Source organism: Pseudomonas sp. ABa2 (assembly GCF_056676075.1).
Genome location: NZ_CM155239.1, coordinates 635,229 through 657,357, shown reverse-complemented (window position 1 = coordinate 657,357; position 22,129 = coordinate 635,229). Strand labels below are relative to the sequence as shown.

The following is a 22,129-nucleotide window of genomic DNA, read 5'->3' as shown; positions in this document are numbered from 1 at the left end:
GGCAAAGCCCCGCCGGCGAACCGGCGGGGCCTCGACTCAATTTCCGCTGGAGTTCAGCGCTTCGGTCAGTGCGGCTTCCACCTCACTGGCGCTGACCCGTACCGGCTTGTCGGCTTCACGCTTGCGCTTGCGCTCGCTGTGATAGGCCAGACCGGTACCGGCCGGGATCAGACGACCCACGACCACGTTTTCCTTCAGGCCGCGCAGGTAGTCGCGCTTGCCGGTAACCGCCGCTTCGGTGAGGACGCGGGTGGTTTCCTGGAACGATGCCGCCGAGATGAACGACTCGGTGGACAGCGACGCCTTGGTGATACCCAGCAGCACGCGGGTGTACTTGGCGACGAACTTGTCCTCTTCGGCCAGGCGCTCGTTCTCGCCCAGCACCGCGGTCAGTTCCATCTGGTCGCCCTTGATGAAGCTGGAATCGCCCGACTCGCTCACTTCGACCTTGCGCAGCATCTGGCGCAGGATGGTCTCGATGTGCTTGTCGTTGATCTTCACGCCCTGCAGGCGGTACACGTCCTGGATCTCGTTGACGATGTACTTGGCCAGCGCGCTGACGCCCAGCAGACGCAGGATGTCGTGCGGATCGCTCGGACCGTCGGAGATCACTTCGCCCTTGTTCACCTGTTCGCCTTCGAACACGTTCAGGTGACGCCACTTCGGAATCAGCTCCTCGTACGGATCGCTGCCATCGGTCGGGGTGATGACCAGACGGCGCTTGCCCTTGGTCTCCTTGCCGAAGCTGATGGTGCCGCTGATTTCCGCCAGGATCGAAGCTTCCTTCGGACGACGCGCCTCGAACAGGTCGGCAACGCGCGGCAGACCACCGGTGATGTCGCGGGTCTTCGAGGTTTCCTGCGGGATACGGGCGATAACGTCACCGACCGCGATCTGCGCACCGTCGGCCACGCCGACCAGGGCGTTGGCCGGCAGGAAGTACTGGGCGGGAACGTCGGTACCCGGCAGCAGCAGCTCCTTGCCATTGGCGTCGACCAGCTTGATGGCCGGACGAATGTCCTTGCCGGCGGCCGGACGATCCTTCGGATCGAGCACTTCGATGTTGGTCAGACCGGTCAGTTCGTCGGTCTGGCGCTTGATGGTGATGCCCTCCTCCATGCCGACGAAGGTCACGGTACCCTTCATTTCGGTCACGATCGGGTGGGTGTGCGGGTCCCACTTGGCGACGATGGCGCCAGCGTCGACCTTGTCGCCTTCCTTCACCGAAATCACCGCACCGTAGGGCAGCTTGTAGCGCTCGCGCTCGCGACCGAACTCGTCGGCAATCGCCAGCTCGCCGGAACGCGACACCGCGACCAGGTTACCGTCGAGACGCTCGACGTGCTTGAGGTTGTGCAGACGAATCGCACCGCCGTTCTTCACCTGGACGCTGTCGGCCGCCGAAGTCCGGCTGGCCGCACCACCGATGTGGAAGGTACGCATGGTCAGCTGGGTACCCGGCTCACCGATGGACTGGGCGGCGATCACGCCGACCGCTTCACCGATGTTGACCTGGTGACCGCGAGCCAGGTCGCGACCGTAGCACTTGGCGCAGATGCCGTAGCGGGTTTCGCAGGTGATCGGCGAACGCACCACCACTTCGTCGACGCTGTTGAGCTCGATGAACTCGACCCACTGCTCGTCGATCAGGGTGCCGGCCGGCACGATGACGTCCTCGGTGCCCGGCTTGAACACGTCCTTGGCGATCACTCGACCCAGTACGCGCTCGCCCAGCGGCTCGACCACGTCGCCGCCTTCGATGTGCGGGGTCATCAGCAGGCCGTGTTCGGTGCCGCAATCGATCTCGGTCACCACCAGGTCCTGGGCCACGTCGACCAGACGACGGGTCAGGTAACCGGAGTTCGCGGTCTTCAGTGCGGTATCCGCCAGACCCTTACGCGCACCGTGGGTGGAGATGAAGTACTGCAGAACCGACAGACCTTCGCGGAAGTTCGCGGTGATCGGCGTTTCGATGATGGAGCCGTCCGGCTTGGCCATCAGGCCACGCATACCGGCCAGCTGACGGATCTGGGCGGCGCTACCACGCGCACCGGAGTCCGCCATCATGTACATGGAGTTGAACGACTCCTGCTCGACGGTCTTGCCTTCGCGATCGACCACCGGCTCTTTCGAGAGGTTGGCCATCATCGCCTTGGAGACTTCGTCGTTGGCCTTCGACCAGAGGTCGATCACCTTGTTGTACTTCTCGCCCTGGGTGACCAGGCCGGAGGCGTACTGCGACTCGATTTCCTTCACTTCCTCGGTGGCGGCGTCGATGATGCGCGCCTTCTCGTCCGGGATGACGAAGTCGTTCACGCCGATCGACACACCGGAGATGGTCGAGTAGGCGAAACCGGTGTACATCAGCTGGTCGGCGAAGATCACGGTGTCCTTCAGACCCACGGTGCGATAGCACTGGTTGATCAGCTTGGAGATCGCCTTCTTCTTCATCGACTGGTTGACCACGTCATAGGACAGGCCGGCCGGGACGATTTGGAACAGCAGCGCGCGGCCGACGGTGGTGTCGACGATGCGGGTGTTCTTGGTGATCGAGCCGTCCTTTTCCTTGATGGTCTCGTTGATGCGCACTTTCACGCGGGCGTGCAGGGACGCTTCGCCGGCGCGGAACACGCGGTCGACTTCCTGCAGGTCGGCGAACACGCGACCCTCGCCCTTGGCGTTCACCGCCTCACGGGTCATGTAGTACAGACCCAGTACCACGTCCTGCGACGGCACGATGATCGGCTCGCCGTTGGCGGGCGAGAGGATGTTGTTGGTCGACATCATCAGCGCGCGTGCTTCGAGCTGGGCTTCCAGGGTCAGCGGCACGTGAACGGCCATCTGGTCACCGTCGAAGTCGGCGTTGTACGCGGCGCAGACCAGCGGGTGCAGCTGGATGGCTTTACCTTCGATCAGGACCGGCTCGAACGCCTGGATACCCAGACGGTGCAGGGTCGGGGCACGGTTGAGCAGGACGGGGTGTTCGCGGATCACTTCAGCGAGCACGTCCCACACTTCCGGCAGCTCGCGCTCGACCATCTTCTTGGCCGCCTTGATGGTGGTCGCCAGACCACGCATTTCCAGCTTGCCGAAAATGAACGGCTTGAACAGTTCCAGGGCCATCTTCTTCGGCAGACCGCACTGGTGCAGACGCAGGGTCGGGCCGACGGTAATAACCGAACGACCGGAGTAGTCCACGCGCTTACCGAGCAGGTTCTGACGGAAGCGACCTTGCTTACCTTTGATCATGTCGGCCAGCGACTTCAGCGGACGCTTGTTCGAGCCAGTGATGGCGCGACCGCGACGGCCGTTGTCGAGCAGGGCGTCGACCGCTTCCTGCAGCATGCGCTTTTCGTTGCGCACGATGATGTCTGGCGCCGACAGGTCGAGCAGGCGCTTGAGACGGTTGTTACGGTTGATCACGCGGCGGTACAGGTCGTTCAGGTCGGAGGTCGCGAAGCGGCCACCGTCCAGCGGTACCAGCGGGCGCAGATCCGGCGGCAGCACCGGCAGAACGGTCAGCACCATCCACTCCGGCAGGTTGCCGGAGTCCTTGAAGGCTTCCATCAGCTTCAAGCGCTTGGACAGCTTCTTGATCTTGGTCTCGGAGTTGGTCTGCGGAATCTCTTCGCGCAGGCGGCCGATCTCGTGATCCAGGTCGATGGCGTGCAGCAGCTCGCGCACGGCCTCGGCGCCCATACGCGCGTCGAAGTCGTCACCGAACTCTTCGAGGGCTTCGAAGTACTGCTCGTCGTTCAGCAGCTGGCCCTTCTCGAGGGTGGTCATGCCCGGATCGATCACCACGTAGCTCTCGAAATAGAGCACGCGCTCGATGTCACGCAGGGTCATGTCCATCAGCAGGCCGATACGGCTCGGCAGCGACTTGAGGAACCAGATGTGGGCGACCGGCGAGGCCAGTTCGATGTGCGCCATGCGCTCACGACGAACCTTGGCCAGGGCCACTTCCACGCCGCACTTCTCGCAGATCACGCCGCGATGCTTCAAGCGCTTGTACTTGCCGCACAGGCACTCGTAATCCTTGACCGGGCCAAAGATCTTGGCGCAGAACAGGCCGTCACGCTCAGGCTTGAACGTACGGTAGTTGATGGTTTCCGGTTTTTTTACTTCACCGAACGACCACGAACGGATCATCTCGGGCGAGGCCAATCCGATACGGATGGCGTCGAACTCTTCGATCTGACCCTGGTTTTTCAGCAGATTCAGTAGGTCTTTCAAGGCCTTTCCTCCTGGCGGAGCAGGGAGTGGGCTAACCGCCCCACTCCCGTCGCGTCACGTGTTATTCGGTTTCCAGATCGATGTCGATGCCGAGCGAACGGATCTCTTTGATCAGCACGTTGAAGGACTCGGGCATGCCCGGCTCCATACGGTGATCGCCATCCACGATGTTCTTGTACATCTTGGTACGGCCGTTCACGTCGTCCGACTTCACGGTCAGCATTTCCTGCAGGGTGTAGGCGGCGCCGTAGGCTTCCAGCGCCCAGACCTCCATCTCCCCGAAGCGCTGACCACCGAACTGCGCCTTACCACCCAGCGGCTGCTGGGTAACCAGGCTGTAGGAACCAGTGGAACGGGCGTGCATCTTGTCGTCCACCAGGTGGTTCAGTTTGAGCATGTACATGTAGCCGACGGTGGTCGGGCGCTCGAACTGGTTGCCGGTGCGACCGTCGAACAGGCGCATCTGGCCGCTTTCCGGCAGGTCGGCCAGCTTCAGCATGGCCTTGATCTCGCTTTCCTTGGCGCCGTCGAACACCGGGGTGGCCATCGGCACACCGCCTTTGAGGTTCTTCGCCAGCTCGAGGATTTCGCTATCGGACAGCTCGTCGAGGTTTTCCTGACGACCGCCGATCTCGTTGTAGATCTCCTGCAGGAACTTGCGCAGTTCGGCGATCTTGCGCTGCTCTTCGAGCATGCGGTTGATCTTCTCACCCAGGCCCTTGGCCGCGAGGCCCAGGTGGGTTTCGAGGATCTGACCGACGTTCATACGCGAAGGTACGCCCAGCGGGTTGAGGACGATGTCGACCGGGGTGCCATTGGCGTCGTGCGGCATGTCTTCGACCGGCATGATCACCGAGACCACACCCTTGTTACCGTGACGACCGGCCATCTTGTCGCCCGGCTGGATGCGGCGGCGGATGGCCAGGTAGACCTTGACGATCTTCAGCACGCCCGGCGCCAGGTCGTCGCCCTGCTGCAGCTTGCGCTTCTTGTCTTCGAACTTGTCGTCGAGCAGCTGACGGCGGTCGGAGATGTAGGCCTGGGCCTTCTCCAACTGCTCGTTCAGGGCGTCGTCAGCCATGCGCAGCTTGAACCACTGGCCACGCTCGAGGCCGTCGAGGAACTCGTCGGTGATCGCGGTGCCCTTCTTCAGGCCGGCGCCGCCTTCGGCGATGGCGCCGACCAGGGCGGAGCGCAGACGCTCGAAGGTGGCGCCTTCGACGATGCGGAACTCTTCGTTGAGGTCCTTGCGGATCTCGTCGAGCTGCATCTTCTCGATCGACAGGGCGCGCGAGTCGCGCTCCACGCCGTCGCGGGTGAAGACCTGCACGTCGATGACGGTGCCCTTGGTGCCGGTCGGCACACGCAGGGAGGTGTCCTTCACGTCGCTGGCCTTCTCACCGAAGATCGCGCGCAGCAGCTTCTCTTCCGGCGTCAGCTGGGTCTCGCCTTTCGGGGTGACCTTACCGACCAGGATGTCGCCCGGGCCGACTTCGGCACCGACGTAGACGATACCGGCCTCGTCCAGCTTGTTCAGTGCAGCTTCACCGACGTTCGGGATGTCCGAGGAGATTTCCTCTGGGCCGAGCTTGGTGTCGCGCGCCACACAGGTCAGTTCCTGGATGTGGATGGTGGTGAAGCGGTCTTCCTGGACCACACGCTCGGACAGGCAGATGGAGTCTTCGAAGTTGAAGCCGTTCCACGGCATGAACGCCACGCGCATGTTCTGACCCAGCGCCAGTTCACCCATGTCGGTGGACGGGCCGTCGGCCATGATGTCGCTGCGCGCCACCTTGTCACCCTTGCTCACCAGCGGACGCTGGTTGATGCAGGTGTTCTGGTTGGAGCGGGTGTACTTGGTCAGGTTGTAGATGTCGACACCGGCTTCACCGGTTTCGACTTCGTCATCGTTGACCCGCACCACGATACGGCTGGCATCGACCGAGTCGATCACCCCGCCACGACGGGCCACGACGCAGACGCCGGAGTCACGGGCGACGTTGCGCTCCATGCCGGTACCGACCAGCGGCTTGTCGGCACGCAGGGTCGGCACGGCCTGACGCTGCATGTTCGAGCCCATCAGTGCACGGTTGGCGTCGTCGTGCTCGAGGAACGGAATCAGCGAGGCAGCGACGGAAACGACCTGCTTCGGCGACACGTCCATCAGGGTGACGTCTTCCGGCGCCTTGACGGTGAACTCGTTGAGGTGACGCACGGCCACCAGCTCGTCGACCAGCACGCCCTTGTCGTTCATGGTCGCCGAGGCCTGGGCGATCACGTGATCGGCCTCTTCGATGGCGGACAGGAACACGATCTCGTCGGTGACCAGACCGGCCTTGACCACGCGGTACGGACTCTCGAGGAAGCCGTACTGGTTGGTGCGGGCGTAGGCGGCCAGCGAGTTGATCAGACCGATGTTCGGACCTTCAGGGGTTTCGATCGGGCACACGCGACCGTAGTGGGTCGGGTGTACGTCGCGCACTTCGAAGCCGGCGCGCTCGCGGGTCAGACCGCCCGGGCCGAGTGCGGAGACGCGGCGCTTGTGGGTGATCTCGGAGAGCGGGTTGTTCTGGTCCATGAACTGCGAGAGCTGGCTGGAACCGAAGAACTCCTTCACCGCCGCCGCGACCGGCTTGGCGTTGATCAGGTCCTGCGGCATCAGGCCTTCGCTTTCGGCCATCGACAGGCGTTCCTTGACCGCGCGCTCGACGCGCACCAGGCCAACGCGGAACTGGTTCTCGGCCATCTCACCGACGCAACGCACGCGACGGTTACCCAGGTGGTCGATGTCGTCGACGATACCCTTGCCATTACGGATGTCGACCAGGGTCTTCAGTACGGCAACGATGTCTTCCTTGCTCAGCACGCCCGAACCTTCGATCTCGGTACGCCCGATACGACGGTTGAACTTCATGCGGCCGACGGCGGACAGGTCGTAACGCTCGGCGCTAAAGAACAGGTTGTTGAACAGGGTCTCGGCAGCGTCCTTGGTCGGCGGCTCGCCGGGACGCATCATGCGATAGATCTCGACCAGCGCTTCCAACTGATTGGTGGTGCTGTCGATCTTCAGCGTGTCGCTGATGAACGGACCGCAATCGATGTCGTTGGTGTACAGGGTCTCGAAACGCACCACCTGCGCCTTGGCCATCTTAACCAGCAGGTCGGCGGTCAGCTCAGTGTTGCACTCGGCGATGATCTCGCCGGTAGCCGGGTGCACGATGGCCTTGGCGGTGGTGCGGCCAATGACGTAATCGAGCGGAACTTCCAGCTCTTTGATGCCAGCCTTGTCCAGCTGGTTGATGTGGCGGGCAGTGATACGACGGCCCTGCTCCACGATCACCTTGCCGCTGCCGTCCTTGATATCGAGGACCGCGACTTCACCGCGCAGACGCTGCGGCACCAGCTCCAGGCTCAGGTTCTCGCCCTTAACGTGGAACACGTTGGTGTCGTAGAAGGCATCCAGCACCTCTTCGGTGCTGTAGCCGAGCGCGCGCAGCAGGACGGACGCCGGTAGCTTGCGGCGACGGTCGATACGCACGAACACCGCGTCCTTCGGGTCGAACTCGAAGTCCAGCCAGGAACCGCGGTAAGGAATGATGCGAGCGGAGTACAGCAGCTTACCGGAGCTGTGGGTCTTGCCACGGTCGTGGTCGAAGAACACGCCCGGGGAGCGGTGCAGCTGGGAAACGATCACGCGCTCGGTACCGTTGATGACGAAGGTACCGTTCTCGGTCATGAGCGGAATCTCGCCCATGTACACTTCCTGCTCTTTGATGTCCTTGATCGCTTTGTTCGACGATTCTTTGTCGAAAATGATCAGGCGCACTTTCACGCGCAGCGGCACGGCGAAGGTCACGCCACGCAGGACGCACTCCTTGACGTCGAACGCCGGCTCGCCCAGGCGATAGCCGACGTATTCCAGAGCGGCGTTGCCGGAATAGCTGATGATCGGGAATACGGATTTGAAGGCCGCGTGCAGGCCGATGTCGCGGAACTGTTCCTTGCTCACTCCTTGCTGCAGGAATTCGCGGTACGAATCCAGCTGGATGGCCAGGAGGTAAGGCACATCCATGACATCCGGCAACTTGCTAAAGTCCTTGCGGATACGTTTTTTCTCAGTGTATGAGTAAGCCATCAGCGTTCCCCAGCTTGGTCACCTGCTTATTTGGCCAGCGCCGGCGGCGATGACCAGAAAATCGTGCAAACCCTCGGTTTGCGGCCGCCTCGAGGGGCGGGATCTTTCCGGCTCCAGGCCGACTGACGAACAGCCGACCTAGAACGGAAAAAGGCCGGTGGCAAAAGCCACCAGCCATCAGCCTTGTGCGAGTCGCTCGGGCTGTAGACGCAAGGTGCGAACTTACTTGAGTTCGACCTTGGCGCCAGCTTCTTCCAGCTTCTTCTTGGCGTCTTCGGCAGCTTCTTTGCTCAGGCCTTCAGCGATAACCTGAGGAGCGGTGTCGACCTTCTCCTTGGCTTCCTTCAGACCCAGACCGGTCAGCTCGCGAACAGCCTTGATCACGTTCACTTTCTTCTCGCCGGCTTCGGCCAGAACGACGTTGAACTCGGTTTGTTCTTCAACAGCAGCGGCAGCAGCGGCCGGGCCGGCAGCAACAGCGGCAGCGGCGGTAACGCCGAACTTCTCTTCCATTGCCTTGATCAGTTCAACAACCTGCATCACGGACATTTCGGAAACGGCGTTGATGATGTCTTCGTTGGTCAGAGCCATGACTCTAATTCCTGTATTGGGGTGACAGCCTTCGCGGCCATCGAATTAAACAAATAACGTAGAAAGGGTGATGCGCCTGGATCAGGCGGCAGCGCCTTCTTTCTGGTCGCGAACAGCTGCCAGAGTACGAACGAACTTGCTGGTGGCGCCTTGCATCACGCTCATCAGCTGGGCAATAGCTTCGTTGTAGGTCGGCAGGGTAGCCAGCACGTCGATCTGATTGGCTGCGAGGAACTGGCCCTCGAACGCAGCTGCCTTGATCTCGAACTTGTCCTGACCCTTGGCGAACTCCTTGAAGATACGGGCAGCAGCGCCCGGATGTTCGTTGGAGAACGCGATCAGGGTCGGGCCTTTGAACACGTCGTTGAGCACGTCAAACTGAGTGCCTTCAACGGCGCGGCGCAGCAGGGTGTTACGTACGACTTTCACGTACACACCAGCCGCACGGGCCTCTTTACGGAGTCCGGTCATTGCGCCGACGGTCACGCCACGGGCATCAGCCACGACAGCGGACAGACCGGCTTTGGCAGCCTCGTTGACTTCAGCGACGATGGCCTTCTTGTCTTCGAGTTTAATTGCCACGGGTTTACTCCTGGATGTTACCGTTTCGTCCAGCACGAGCCGGACGGCGTTTTGGTGTCTGATTCGGTAAGAATCGGGAGCACCATCTGCGTAGGCGACCGCGGATCGCTCCACGGGTTTAAGGCTTGCGCCACCTACGGTCTTGGATAGCCCCCGCCAGGCAGGGACCCCAATTTTTCAAGGCCGGCGACGCGCACGCCGCCGGCCCAATCACTTACGCGTCGAGCGAAGCCTGATCGATGATCAGACCGGGACCCATGGTGGTGCTCAGGGTCACGCGCTTGACGTAGATACCTTTGGAAGTGGACGGCTTCAGACGCTTCAGGTCAGCCAGCAGGGCTTCCACGTTCTGCTTCAGCGCGGCGGCCTCGAAGCCGACCTTGCCAACGGAGGTGTGGATGATGCCGTTCTTGTCGGTACGGAAACGTACCTGACCAGCCTTGGCGTTCTTCACGGCGGTGGCGACGTCCGGAGTCACGGTGCCGACTTTCGGGTTCGGCATCAGGCCGCGCGGACCCAGTACCTGGCCCAGCTGGCCAACGACGCGCATGGCGTCCGGGGAAGCGATGACCACGTCGTAGTTCAGATCGCCGGCCTTCATTTCGGCAGCCAGATCGTCCATACCGACCTTGTCGGCACCGGCAGCCAGGGCAGCTTCAGCGCCCGGACCCTGGGTGAACACGGCAACGCGTACGGTCTTGCCAGTGCCGTTCGGCAGTACGGTGGCGCCACGTACGACCTGGTCGGATTTACGCGGGTCTACACCCAGGTTCACGGCGACGTCGAAGGACTCGGTGAACTTGACGGCAGACAGCTCGGCCAGCAGGCCGGCCGCTTCTTCGAAGGTGTAGGCCTTGCCGGCTTCAACCTTGGCCGCGATGGCCTTTTGGCGCTTGGTCAACTTAGCCATTACACACCCTCCACGTTCAGGCCCATGCTACGAGCGGAGCCGGCGATGGTGCGCACGGCCGCATCCAGGTCAGCGGCAGTCAGATCGGCCTGCTTGGTCTTGGCGATCTCTTCCAGCTGAGCACGGGTAACGGTGCCTACTTTGACGGTGTTCGGACGAGCGGAACCGCTGGTCAGGCCGGCGGCCTTCTTCAGCAGCACCGACGCCGGGGTGCTCTTGGTTTCAAAGGTGAAGCTGCGGTCGCTGTAAACGGTGATGATCACAGGAGTCGGCAGACCAGGTTCCATGCCCTGAGTCTTGGCGTTGAACGCCTTGCAGAATTCCATGATGTTCACGCCGTGCTGACCCAGAGCCGGACCCACGGGCGGCGACGGGTTTGCCTGAGCGGCTTTAACCTGCAGCTTGATATAAGCCTGAATTTTCTTAGCCATTAGCTACTCCAATTTCGGGTTCGAACGCCTGACGGCTCCCCGGGTTACTTACGCATTTATCCCAGTGACGACAAAACCCCGCAGCCTAAGGCTGCGGGGTGAGGGATGCTTATGTCAGTTATGCCTTCTCGACCTGACTGAACTCCAGCTCGACCGGGGTGGAGCGACCGAAGATGGTCACCGCAACCTGGATACGGCTCTTTTCGTAATTCACTTCTTCGACCACGCCGCCGAAATCGGCGAACGGACCATCGACCACCCGCACCATCTCGCCCGGCTCGAACAGAGTCTTCGGCTTGGGCTTGTCGCCACTATCGGCAACACGACGCAGAATGGCTTCGGCTTCTTTCTCGGTGATCGGCGCCGGCTTGTCGGCAGTACCACCAATGAAACCCATGACGCGCGGCGTATCCTTGATCAAGTGCCAAGTCGCCTCGTTCATCTCCATCTGCACCAGGACATAGCCGGGGAAGAACTTTCGCTCGCTCTTGCGCTTCTGACCGTTGCGCATCTCGACCACTTCTTCAGTGGGCACGAGAATCTCGCCGAAGTCGTCTTCCATGCCAGCCAGCTTGACGCGCTCGATCAGCGAGCGCATGACATGCTTCTCGTAACCCGAGTAAGCATGCACAACGTACCAACGCTTAGCCACGGGACACCCTTAACCAACAATCAGGGAAACAAGCCAACCGAGCAGGGAATCGAGCCCCCACAACAGCAGCGCCATTACCAACACTACAGCCACGACAATCAGGGTGGTCTGCGTGGTTTCCTGGCGGGTCGGCCAAACAACCTTGCGAATCTCGACGCGCGCCTCTTTCAACAGCACCGCGAAGGCCTGACCACGAGCAGTCTGCAGGGCAACCACACCCGCCACGACCGCCAGCACCAGCAGACCGAGAACGCGATACAGGATCGGCTCCGCAGAAAAGTACTGATTACCGACCACACCCACTACAACCAGGGCAGCGACAATCAGCCACTTGACCAGATCAAAGCGAGAGTCTTTGGCTTCAGCCTTAACATTCATTCGAGAGGATCCTGTGAAAGACACGCCAGATTCGTTAGAAAATGGCAGGTCAGGAGGGAATCGAACCCCCAACCTGCGGTTTTGGAGACCGCCGCTCTGCCAATTGAGCTACTGACCTAAAGCAAAATCAGGCCGACCATTATGCCGGCCTGAGAGGGACAGATCAACCGATTACTCGACGATCTTGGCAACCACACCGGCGCCGACGGTACGACCGCCTTCGCGGATCGCGAAGCGCAGGCCGTCTTCCATTGCGATCGGCTTGATCAGGGTAACAACCATCTTGATGTTGTCGCCCGGCATTACCATCTCAACGCCTTCCGGCAGTTCGCACGAACCGGTCACGTCGGTGGTACGGAAGTAGAACTGCGGACGGTAGCCCTTGAAGAACGGGGTGTGACGACCACCTTCTTCCTTGGACAGCACGTACACTTCAGCTTCGAACTTGGTGTGCGGCTTGATGGTGCCCGGCTTGGCCAGAACCTGACCACGCTCGACTTCATCACGCTTGGTGCCGCGCAGCAGCACGCCGCAGTTCTCGCCAGCACGACCTTCGTCCAGCAGCTTGCGGAACATTTCCACGCCGGTGCAGGTGGTCTTGGTGGTCGGACGCAGACCGACGATTTCGATTTCTTCCTGGATCTTGACGATACCGCGCTCGACACGACCGGTTACCACGGTGCCGCGGCCGGAGATCGAGAACACGTCCTCGATCGGCATCAGGAACGGACGGTCGATGGCACGCACCGGCTCGGGGATGTAGGTATCCAGAGTCTCAACCAGCTTCTTGACGGCAGTGGTGCCCAGCTCGTTGTCGTCCTGACCGTTCAGCGCCATCAGCGCGGAACCGATGATGATCGGGGTGTCGTCGCCCGGGAAATCGTAAGTGCTGAGCAGGTCGCGCACTTCCATTTCCACCAGCTCCAGCAGCTCGGCGTCGTCGACCATGTCGGCCTTGTTCAGGAACACGACGATGTAGGGTACGCCAACCTGACGGGACAGCAGGATGTGCTCGCGGGTTTGCGGCATGGGGCCGTCGGCAGCCGAGCAGACCAGGATCGCGCCGTCCATCTGGGCAGCACCGGTGATCATGTTCTTCACGTAGTCGGCGTGGCCCGGGCAGTCAACGTGCGCGTAGTGACGAATGTTGGAGTCGTACTCGACGTGCGCAGTGTTGATGGTGATACCACGAGCCTTTTCTTCCGGAGCGCTGTCGATCTTGTCGAAATCAACGCGAGCGGAACCGAAAACCTCGGAGCACACACGGGTCAGAGCAGCGGTCAGAGTGGTTTTACCGTGGTCAACGTGACCGATGGTGCCGACGTTGACGTGCGGTTTGTTACGTTCAAATTTCTCTTTAGCCATCTTGACCGTCTCCTAGCGAAGAATTGAGCAAGCCATGCCGCCATTAAAACAAAGGCAGATACTTTCATATCTGCCTTCATTAGATGGAGCTCATGAGCGGATTTGAACCGCTGACCTCACCCTTACCAAGGGTGTGCTCTACCAGCTGAGCTACATGAGCCAAACTCTATTGCGCCAACCACAAACTGGAGCGGGTAGCGGGAATCGAACCCGCATCATCAGCTTGGAAGGCTGAGGTTCTACCACTGAACTATACCCGCGGAGCTTGCAGCTCACGCTGAATCTGGTGGAGGGGGAAGGATTCGAACCTTCGAAGTCGATGACGTCAGATTTACAGTCTGATCCCTTTGGCCGCTCGGGAACCCCTCCAAAGTGAGGCGGCATTTTCTAGATCTGCCACCCTGCTGTCAAGCATTTTCTCATTTAAAATCGTGAGGTTAGCTACTTTGACAACATCTTCGTCGGGAACCAACTTTGACCACCCTGCGAAGCGGGCGCCATTCTATGCAAACTACTGGAGCAATGCAACGCCTTCGCAGGGCATTAGTTGATGCTGCAAACCGGCGAAATCGCCGGCCAATCGCCCGAGCAAAAACTCATCAGCCAGGCGTCTGCTTTCCGGCGCGACACGCACCCAGAAACTGCGGTGCGCGCGCGACAACTCGCGCATTTGCGGCTCGTAACCCACTTCGCGCAGGCGCTGCATGACGCTATCGGCCGAGTCGCTGCGCGGGAAAATACCCAGGGAGATGCCGTTGGCCAGATCGCCTTGGGTAATGATGTAGCTATCGATACGCCGTGCCTGCAGCTCGCGCAGCTGCCGCAACGACGCCTGTCGCGAAGCCAGCGGCGGCAGATAAACCCAGTATTCAACCCCGGCTGCCGCATCGACGCTACGCACCTGGGCCTGAATATCCAGGCTGAGCAAGCGCTGCTCCACCACCTTCGCCCGCGTCTCTTCCTCGAAGCTACCGAGAAACAGACAGACCGCCGCCGAGGCCGGCGACTCCTCTTCCGCCGGCTCACTGACACGCGCGCGCGGCGCAGTGGTCTCGCTCAGCAGGCGGATATCCTTGCGCGCGCCCTGGTAACTGCTCGTCGGCGCGACTTCCTTGGCGCGCAGTGGCGCCTGCTGCTGGTGCCAGACGTAATAGAAGACATTGAGCAGAACGAGCAACAGTAAGATCCAACGCATGCCTTGCCTCAATTCAGCGGACAGGCGATGGCCAGCCCGACAAAGACCAGATCGGCCACGACTTGCGCGCCCGGCACGACATCGCGCACCAGGTCAGCATCCCCGCCAGTCAGGAAAACCTCGAAACCTTCCGGAAAGCACAACCGCGCCTGCTCTAGCTGCACCGCGACAAAGCCCCTCAGCATCAGCACGCAACCGCGCTCTACCGCCTCCGCCGTGGAGCGCCCGGGCTCCAGCTCCTGCAACGCCGCCAATGCCGACTGCCGGTCGTAGCGAATGCGCCGGGTATGCGTGCTCAGCTGATCACGCATCAAGGGCAGGCCAGGGCAGATAAAACCACCGAGATGCGCGCCATCGGCCGCCACCAGATCGGCGGTGACCGCCGTACCGAGGTCCACCACCAGGCAGGCGCGCTGGCCCAGGTGGTAGGCCCCCAGCACCGCCAGCCAGCGATCCAGGCCAAGGCGCTGGTAATCGTCGTAGCCGTTGCGCACCCCCCCGGCTTCTTGGGCCGGCTGAGCGCAGCAAACCTCGACGACGAAGGCCGCACGCAACTCCTCCACCAACCGAGTGGTCTCCGCATCACTGCGCACGCTGACCAGGCGACAGTAGCGAATGCTCAACCCCGGAAACTCCGCCAATTCGGCAAACAACCCGGCATCGGAGTCGACCACTCCCGAGCAGACCCGCTCGCCCCCCTGCGCCGTGATCACACGCCACTTGATGAAGCTGTTACCGCAGTCGAGCTCAAGAATCATGCTGCAACCTCAGGCTCAACTCTCCGCCACTGAAAGAACGCTCGACGCCCTCCACACTCAAGCGGATGGCACCGCGCTCGTCCACTCCGAGCACCACGCCAAGGGTTGCATGATCACCCGCAAGCAATGCAACCGAACGCCCGCGCCACAGATGCAGCGCCTCCCACTCCTCGCGCAAGCCGGCAAAACCCTGTCGCCAGTGGCGAGACAGATGCTCGGCCAGTTGGCGTAGCAGCTCGCCTGCCAGCAGATTGCGATCGATCATGCCACCGAGACACTGACGCATGGAGGTCCAGGGCTGATCGATGGCCGCCGACGAGTCGAGCGCCATGTTCGCATTGATACCAATACCGATCACCACATGGCAGACATCCGCCGGGTCGCCGGAAAGCTCCAGCAAGATGCCGGCAATCTTGCGCCCATCCACCAGGACATCGTTCGGCCACTTGAGCCCGGCGGCATTCAGGCCACAAACCTGCAGGGTACGAGCCACCGCCAGCCCCACGGTCAGGCTCAACGCCTCGACCTGGCCCATCCCGCCGTCGACGCGCAATGCCAGGCTGCAGTAGAGGTTTTCCGCAAAGGGACTCGCCCAGGCACGCCCGCGCCGCCCACGCCCGGCCGTTTGCCGCTCGGCGAGCACGACAAAAGGCGCGCTTTGCCCCCCCTCGAGTCGGCGCATTACCTCGGCATTGGTCGAGTCGAGACTGGCCAGCACGGATACCGGCCACGCCAAGGTCGCGACCTGGCGCTCGATCAGAGCGGCATCCAACAAGGTCATCGGCGCAGCCAAGCGATAGCCACGCCCAGGAACCTTGAATACCTCGATCCCAAGCTCGGACTCCAGGCTCTGCAACTGTTTCCAGATGGCGCTGCGACTGACACCCAGCGCTGCCCCCAAGGCCTCGCCAGAATGAAAGCGCCCATCCTGTAGAAGTTTCAACAATGCCAGCATGCCAGGCCCCGCCACGAACAAGGCTGGCATGATAACGACGAGCCCACGGCTTGCATAGAAAGCAGAAGACTGCGGGAGCGCGCGAACAGCGCACCCCGCTGCAAAGCCCAATAGCCTTAGGATGCCCCGCACGCACCGGGCCGTTAGCTGCGCCAGCGCTGTTCCAGGTTTTCCCGGCACAAAGAAGAAACCCCAGACCGCGTTGGCGATCTGGGGTTTCGTATAGGAGCTTGACGATGACCTACTCTCACATGGGGAAGCCCCACACTACCATCGGCGATGCGTCGTTTCACTGCTGAGTTCGGGATGGGATCAGGTGGTTCCAACGCTCTATGGTCGTCAAGCAATTTGTTGCTGTCGCGGGGTTAGCCGTTACAGCGAATTGGGTATGTGACAGTCGTTTGGCTTGGCCCTTGGGCCTGTAGCTCTCGTGCAAATCTTCGGCATTCAGTCGACTTCACCATCGACACCCTCTGTCGCAGGCTCATGCCCTTGCAGATTGTTTGGGTGTTATATGGTCAAGCCTCACGGGCAATTAGTATGGGTTAGCTCAACGCCTCACAGCGCTTACACACCCCACCTATCAACGTCGTAGTCTTCGACGGCCCTTCAGGGAGCTCAAGGCTCCAGTGAGATCTCATCTTGAGGCAAGTTTCCCGCTTAGATGCTTTCAGCGGTTATCTTTTCCGAACATAGCTACCCGGCAATGCCACTGGCGTGACAACCGGAACACCAGAGGTTCGTCCAACCCGGTCCTCTCGTACTAAGGTCAGCCCCTCTCAAATCTCAAACGTCCACGGCAGATAGGGACCGAACTGTCTCACGACGTTCTAAACCCAGCTCGCGTACCACTTTAAATGGCGAACAGCCATACCCTTGGGACCGGCTTCAGCCCCAGGATGTGATGAGCCGACATCGAGGTGCCAAACACCGCCGTCGATATGAACTCTTGGGCGGTATCAGCCTGTTATCCCCGGAGTACCTTTTATCCGTTGAGCGATGGCCCTTCCATACAGAACCACCGGATCACTAAGACCTACTTTCGTACCTGCTCGACGTGTCTGTCTCGCAGTCAAGCGCGCTTTTGCCTTTATACTCTACGACCGATTTCCGACCGGTCTGAGCGCACCTTCGTACTCCTCCGTTACTCTTTGGGAGGAGACCGCCCCAGTCAAACTACCCACCATACACTGTCCTCGATCCGGATAACGGACCAGAGTTAGAACCTCAAGGTTGCCAGGGTGGTATTTCAAGGATGGCTCCATGAGAACTGGCGTCCCCACTTCAAAGCCTCCCACCTATCCTACACAAGCAAGCTCAAAGTCCAGTGCAAAGCTATAGTAAAGGTTCACGGGGTCTTTCCGTCTAGCCGCGGATACACTGCATCTTCACAGCGATTTCAATTTCACTGAGTCTCGGGTGGAGACAGCGCCGCCATCGTTACGCCATTCGTGCAGGTCGGAACTTACCCGACAAGGAATTTCGCTACCTTAGGACCGTTATAGTTACGGCCGCCGTTTACCGGGGCTTCGATCAAGAGCTTCGCTTGCGCTAACCCCATCAATTAACCTTCCGGCACCGGGCAGGCGTCACACCCTATACGTCCACTTTCGTGTTTGCAGAGTGCTGTGTTTTTAATAAACAGTCGCAGCGGCCTGGTATCTTCGACCGGCATGGGCTTACGCAGTAAATGCTTCACCCTCACCGGCGCACCTTCTCCCGAAGTTACGGTGCCATTTTGCCTAGTTCCTTCACCCGAGTTCTCTCAAGCGCCTTGGTATTCTCTACCTAACCACCTGTGTCGGTTTGGGGTACGGTTCCTAGTTACCTGAAGCTTAGAAGCTTTTCCTGGAAGCATGGCATCAACCACTTCGCATTCTAAAAGAACGCTCGTCATCAGCTCTCGGCCTTGATCTCCCGGATTTACCTAAGAAACCAGCCTACCACCTTAAACACGGACAACCAACGCCGTGCTGGCCTAGCCTTCTCCGTCCCTCCATCGCAGTAACTAGAAGTACGGGAATATTAACCCGTTTCCCATCGACTACGCATTTCTGCCTCGCCTTAGGGGCCGACTAACCCTGCGTCGATTAACGTTGCGCAGGAAACCTTGGTCTTTCGGCGTGCGAGTTTTTCACTCGCATTGTCGTTACTCATGTCAGCATTCGCACTTCTGATACCTCCAGCAAGCTTCTCAACTCACCTTCACAGGCTTACAGAACGCTCCTCTACCGCTCATCCTAAGATGAACCCGTAGCTTCGGTGTATGGTTTGAGCCCCGTTACATCTTCCGCGCAGGCCGACTCGACTAGTGAGCTATTACGCTTTCTTTAAAGGGTGGCTGCTTCTAAGCCAACCTCCTAGCTGTCTAAGCCTTCCCACATCGTTTCCCACTTAACCATAACTTTGGGACCTTAGCTGACGGTCTGGGTTGTTTCCCTTTTCACGACGGACGTTAGCACCCGCCGTGTGTCTCCCGTGCTGACACTTGCCGGTATTCGGAGTTTGCATCGGTTTGGTAAGTCGGGATGACCCCCTAGCCGAAACAGTGCTCTACCCCCAGCAGTGATACACGAGGCGCTACCTAAATAGCTTTCGAGGAGAACCAGCTATCTCCGAGCTTGATTAGCCTTTCACTCCGATCCACAGGTCATCCGCTAACTTTTCAACGGTAGTCGGTTCGGTCCTCCAGTCAGTGTTACCTAACCTTCAACCTGCCCATGGATAGATCGCCCGGTTTCGGGTCTATACCCAGCGACTAAAGCGCCCTATTAAGACTCGCTTTCGCTACGCCTCCCCTATTCGGTTAAGCTCGCCACTGAATATAAGTCGCTGACCCATTATACAAAAGGTACGCAGTCACCCAACAAAGTGGGCTCCCACTGCTTGTACGCATACGGTTTCAGGTTCTATTTCACTCCCCTCTCCGGGGTTCTTTTCGCCTTTCCCTCACGGTACTGGTTCACTATCGGTCAGTCAGTAGTATTTAGCCTTGGAGGATGGTCCCCCCATATTCAGACAAGGTTTCTCGTGCCCCGTCCTACTCGATTTCATTGACAAGAGAGTTTCGCGTACAGGGCTATCACCCACTATGGCCGCACTTTCCAGAGCGTTCCGCTACTCTCAAATCAACTTAAGGGCTAGTCCCCGTTCGCTCGCCACTACTTAGGGAATCTCGGTTGATTTCTTTTCCTCAGGGTACTTAGATGTTTCAGTTCCCCTGGTTCGCCTCACACACCTATGTATTCAGTGTGTGATACCCAGCTTATGCTGGGTGGGTTCCCCCATTCAGAGATCTCCGGATCAAAGTCTGTTTGCCGACTCCCCGAAGCTTTTCGCAGGCTACCACGTCTTTCATCGCCTCTGACTGCCAAGGCATCCACCGTATGCGCTTCTTCACTTGACCATATAACCCCAAGCAATCTGGTTACGATCTCAATCGTGAAGACGACATTCGCCGAAAATTTGCGTCTTGAGAACTACAAATTTTACCTTGACCAGATCAATTGCCAGTGAAAGCAATTAATCAGTCACTTCTATCACATACCCAAATTTTTAAAGAACGATTTTCGTACCGGTCAAAAGACCAGAAATCAGCACTCACCAGGTCTACCCTGAAGCGCTCATTTCTGAACTCTTTCTCTGCTACCGCAACGCGCGAGAGTGGTGGAGCCAAGCGGGATCGAACCGCTGACCTCCTGCGTGCAAAGCAGGCGCTCTCCCAGCTGAGCTATGGCCCCGTAATCATCTGCACCAAGCAATTGGTAGGTCTGGGCAGATTTGAACTGCCGACCTCACCCTTATCAGGGGTGCGCTCTAACCAACTGAGCTACAGACCTATAACAGGGTCGCGTTACAGCATCGTCTTCGACTATGAATCAAGCAATTCGTGTGGGAGCTTATGAGAAAGCCGGTGTCTTCGATTAAGGAGGTGATCCAGCCGCAGGTTCCCCTACGGCTACCTTGTTACGACTTCACCCCAGTCATGAATCACTCCGTGGTAACCGTCCCCCCGAAGGTTAGACTAGCTACTTCTGGAGCAACCCACTCCCATGGTGTGACGGGCGGTGTGTACAAGGCCCGGGAACGTATTCACCGTGACATTCTGATTCACGATTACTAGCGATTCCGACTTCACGCAGTCGAGTTGCAGACTGCGATCCGGACTACGATCGGTTTTATGGGATTAGCTCCACCTCGCGGCTTGGCAACCCTTTGTACCGACCATTGTAGCACGTGTGTAGCCCTGGCCGTAAGGGCCATGATGACTTGACGTCATCCCCACCTTCCTCCGGTTTGTCACCGGCAGTCTCCTTAGAGTGCCCACCATAACGTGCTGGTAACTAAGGACAAGGGTTGCGCTCGTTACGGGACTTAACCCAACATCTCACGACACGAGCTGACGACAGCCATGCAGCACCTGTGTCTGAGTTCCCGAAGGCACCAATCCATCTCTGGAAAGTTCTCAGCATGTCAAGGCCAGGTAAGGTTCTTCGCGTTGCTTCGAATTAAACCACATGCTCCACCGCTTGTGCGGGCCCCCGTCAATTCATTTGAGTTTTAACCTTGCGGCCGTACTCCCCAGGCGGTCAACTTAATGCGTTAGCTGCGCCACTAAAATCTCAAGGATTCCAACGGCTAGTTGACATCGTTTACGGCGTGGACTACCAGGGTATCTAATCCTGTTTGCTCCCCACGCTTTCGCACCTCAGTGTCAGTATCAGTCCAGGTGGTCGCCTTCGCCACTGGTGTTCCTTCCTATATCTACGCATTTCACCGCTACACAGGAAATTCCACCACCCTCTACCGTACTCTAGCTCGCCAGTTTTGGATGCAGTTCCCAGGTTGAGCCCGGGGCTTTCACATCCAACTTAACGAACCACCTACGCGCGCTTTACGCCCAGTAATTCCGATTAACGCTTGCACCCTTCGTATTACCGCGGCTGCTGGCACGAAGTTAGCCGGTGCTTATTCTGTCGGTAACGTCAAAATACTCACGTATTAGGTGAATACCCTTCCTCCCAACTTAAAGTGCTTTACAATCCGAAGACCTTCTTCACACACGCGGCATGGCTGGATCAGGCTTTCGCCCATTGTCCAATATTCCCCACTGCTGCCTCCCGTAGGAGTCTGGACCGTGTCTCAGTTCCAGTGTGACTGATCATCCTCTCAGACCAGTTACGGATCGTCGCCTTGGTGAGCCGTTACCTCACCAACTAGCTAATCCGACCTAGGCTCATCTAATGGCGCGAGGTCCGAAGATCCCCCGCTTTCTCCCGTAGGACGTATGCGGTATTAGCGTTCCTTTCGGAACGTTATCCCCCACCACTAGGCAGATTCCTAGGCATTACTCACCCGTCCGCCGCTAAATCAAGGAGCAAGCTCCTCTCATCCGCTCGACTTGCATGTGTTAGGCCTGCCGCCAGCGTTCAATCTGAGCCATGATCAAACTCTTCAGTTCAATACTGCTTGGGTTTTGAGAAAACCCTAAACTTGGCTCAGCAATCGCAAAAAACTCTCGAATTCACGAGTGTTACTTGTGATGCTGATAATCAGTCGACTACCAGTCTTACCCCACAAGCACCCACACGAATTGCTTGATTCAGTTGTTAAAGAACAGTTGGTCAAGTCTTTCGTCTCAACCGAGGCGCGCATTCTACAGCACCCCATCTTTCCGTCAAGCTGTTTTTCGAATTTGTTTCCAGAGAAACTCTTTTCTACTCAACCGCTTGCGCCTTCGATCCGAACATCTTCTCGTCAGCGGGAGGCGCATTCTACAGCGTTCAAAACCGCTGTCAACCACCTCGTTTCCGCCTTCGATCCACTCGACCGATGCACCGACAGGACCCAACCACCACCCTGTCGACCAGCGCACATTCTACACACCAGACCTAGCTTTGCAACCCCTCTTTTAAACTTAACTCGTTGATTAACAAGAAGT

12 protein-coding genes, 6 tRNA genes and 3 rRNA genes are annotated in these 22,129 nt (G+C 59.1%); all 21 read right to left on the bottom strand.

Features of this window, described 5'->3' with window-relative positions; translation table 11 throughout:
* Window positions 1-36: 36 nt before the first annotated feature.
* The gene (gene rpoC / locus AC1G9C_RS03095; protein WP_021445872.1) at window positions 37-4,236 is read right to left on the bottom strand and encodes a DNA-directed RNA polymerase subunit beta'; all 4,200 of its coding nucleotides are present in this window, start codon (window positions 4,234-4,236) and stop codon (window positions 37-39) included.
* A 61-nt stretch (window positions 4,237-4,297) separates the two neighbouring features.
* Entirely contained in the window at window positions 4,298-8,371 is a 4,074-nt protein-coding gene (gene rpoB, locus AC1G9C_RS03090; RefSeq protein ID WP_480409424.1) for a DNA-directed RNA polymerase subunit beta, read from the bottom strand.
* Window positions 8,372-8,593: 222 nt separating this feature from the next.
* Window positions 8,594-8,962, bottom strand: coding sequence for a 50S ribosomal protein L7/L12 (rplL, locus tag AC1G9C_RS03085; RefSeq protein WP_021445870.1), 369 nt, complete (start codon window positions 8,960-8,962; stop codon window positions 8,594-8,596).
* Window positions 8,963-9,043: 81 nt separating this feature from the next.
* A complete protein-coding gene (gene rplJ / locus AC1G9C_RS03080) occupies window positions 9,044-9,544 on the bottom strand; it encodes a 50S ribosomal protein L10 (RefSeq protein ID WP_021445869.1) in 501 nt (166 codons plus the stop codon).
* Window positions 9,545-9,758: 214 nt separating this feature from the next.
* Window positions 9,759-10,454 (bottom strand): 50S ribosomal protein L1, encoded by a 696-nt coding sequence (gene rplA, locus AC1G9C_RS03075; RefSeq protein WP_021445868.1) that lies wholly within the window; start codon window positions 10,452-10,454, stop codon window positions 9,759-9,761.
* Window positions 10,454-10,885: a 50S ribosomal protein L11 gene (gene rplK / locus AC1G9C_RS03070; protein ID WP_021445867.1), complete on the bottom strand. Its 432-nt coding sequence runs from the start codon at window positions 10,883-10,885 to the stop codon at window positions 10,454-10,456. Before rplK ends, rplA begins: the two co-directional genes overlap by 1 nt.
* A gap of 118 nt (window positions 10,886-11,003) precedes the next feature.
* On the bottom strand, window positions 11,004-11,537 hold the full coding sequence (gene nusG, locus AC1G9C_RS03065) for a transcription termination/antitermination protein NusG (RefSeq protein WP_004373446.1): 534 nt from the start codon (window positions 11,535-11,537) through the stop codon (window positions 11,004-11,006).
* Between the two features lie 9 nt (window positions 11,538-11,546).
* Complete coding sequence (secE, locus tag AC1G9C_RS03060; RefSeq protein ID WP_021445866.1) at window positions 11,547-11,915, bottom strand: preprotein translocase subunit SecE; 369 nt, start codon at window positions 11,913-11,915, stop codon at window positions 11,547-11,549.
* Window positions 11,916-11,957: 42 nt separating this feature from the next.
* A tRNA-Trp gene (locus tag AC1G9C_RS03055) sits at window positions 11,958-12,033 on the bottom strand.
* A gap of 53 nt (window positions 12,034-12,086) precedes the next feature.
* Window positions 12,087-13,280, bottom strand: a complete 1,194-nt coding sequence (gene tuf, locus AC1G9C_RS03050; RefSeq protein ID WP_397497818.1) for an elongation factor Tu — start codon at window positions 13,278-13,280, stop codon at window positions 12,087-12,089.
* An 84-nt stretch (window positions 13,281-13,364) separates the two neighbouring features.
* A tRNA-Thr gene (locus AC1G9C_RS03045) sits at window positions 13,365-13,440 on the bottom strand.
* A gap of 26 nt (window positions 13,441-13,466) precedes the next feature.
* Window positions 13,467-13,540, bottom strand: a tRNA-Gly gene (locus AC1G9C_RS03040).
* A gap of 24 nt (window positions 13,541-13,564) precedes the next feature.
* Window positions 13,565-13,649, bottom strand: a tRNA-Tyr gene (locus tag AC1G9C_RS03035).
* Window positions 13,650-13,791: 142 nt separating this feature from the next.
* Entirely contained in the window at window positions 13,792-14,475 is a 684-nt protein-coding gene (locus AC1G9C_RS03030) for an SPOR domain-containing protein (RefSeq protein WP_480409423.1), read from the bottom strand.
* An 8-nt stretch (window positions 14,476-14,483) separates the two neighbouring features.
* Entirely contained in the window at window positions 14,484-15,233 is a 750-nt protein-coding gene (locus tag AC1G9C_RS03025; protein WP_480409422.1) for a pantothenate kinase, read from the bottom strand.
* Entirely contained in the window at window positions 15,223-16,188 is a 966-nt protein-coding gene (gene birA, locus AC1G9C_RS03020; protein WP_480409421.1) for a bifunctional biotin--[acetyl-CoA-carboxylase] ligase/biotin operon repressor BirA, read from the bottom strand. Before birA ends, AC1G9C_RS03025 begins: the two co-directional genes overlap by 11 nt.
* A gap of 228 nt (window positions 16,189-16,416) precedes the next feature.
* Window positions 16,417-16,532: ribosomal RNA gene (gene rrf, locus AC1G9C_RS03015) — 5S ribosomal RNA — on the bottom strand.
* 170 nt (window positions 16,533-16,702) lie between these two features.
* Window positions 16,703-19,594: ribosomal RNA gene (locus AC1G9C_RS03010) — 23S ribosomal RNA — on the bottom strand.
* Between the two features lie 258 nt (window positions 19,595-19,852).
* A tRNA-Ala gene (locus AC1G9C_RS03005) sits at window positions 19,853-19,928 on the bottom strand.
* Window positions 19,929-19,950: 22 nt separating this feature from the next.
* A tRNA-Ile gene (locus AC1G9C_RS03000) sits at window positions 19,951-20,027 on the bottom strand.
* A gap of 85 nt (window positions 20,028-20,112) precedes the next feature.
* Window positions 20,113-21,649: ribosomal RNA gene (locus tag AC1G9C_RS02995) — 16S ribosomal RNA — on the bottom strand.
* The 16S, 23S and 5S rRNA genes sit together here with 2 tRNA genes alongside, the layout of an rRNA operon.
* Between the last annotated feature and the right edge of the window lie 480 nt (window positions 21,650-22,129).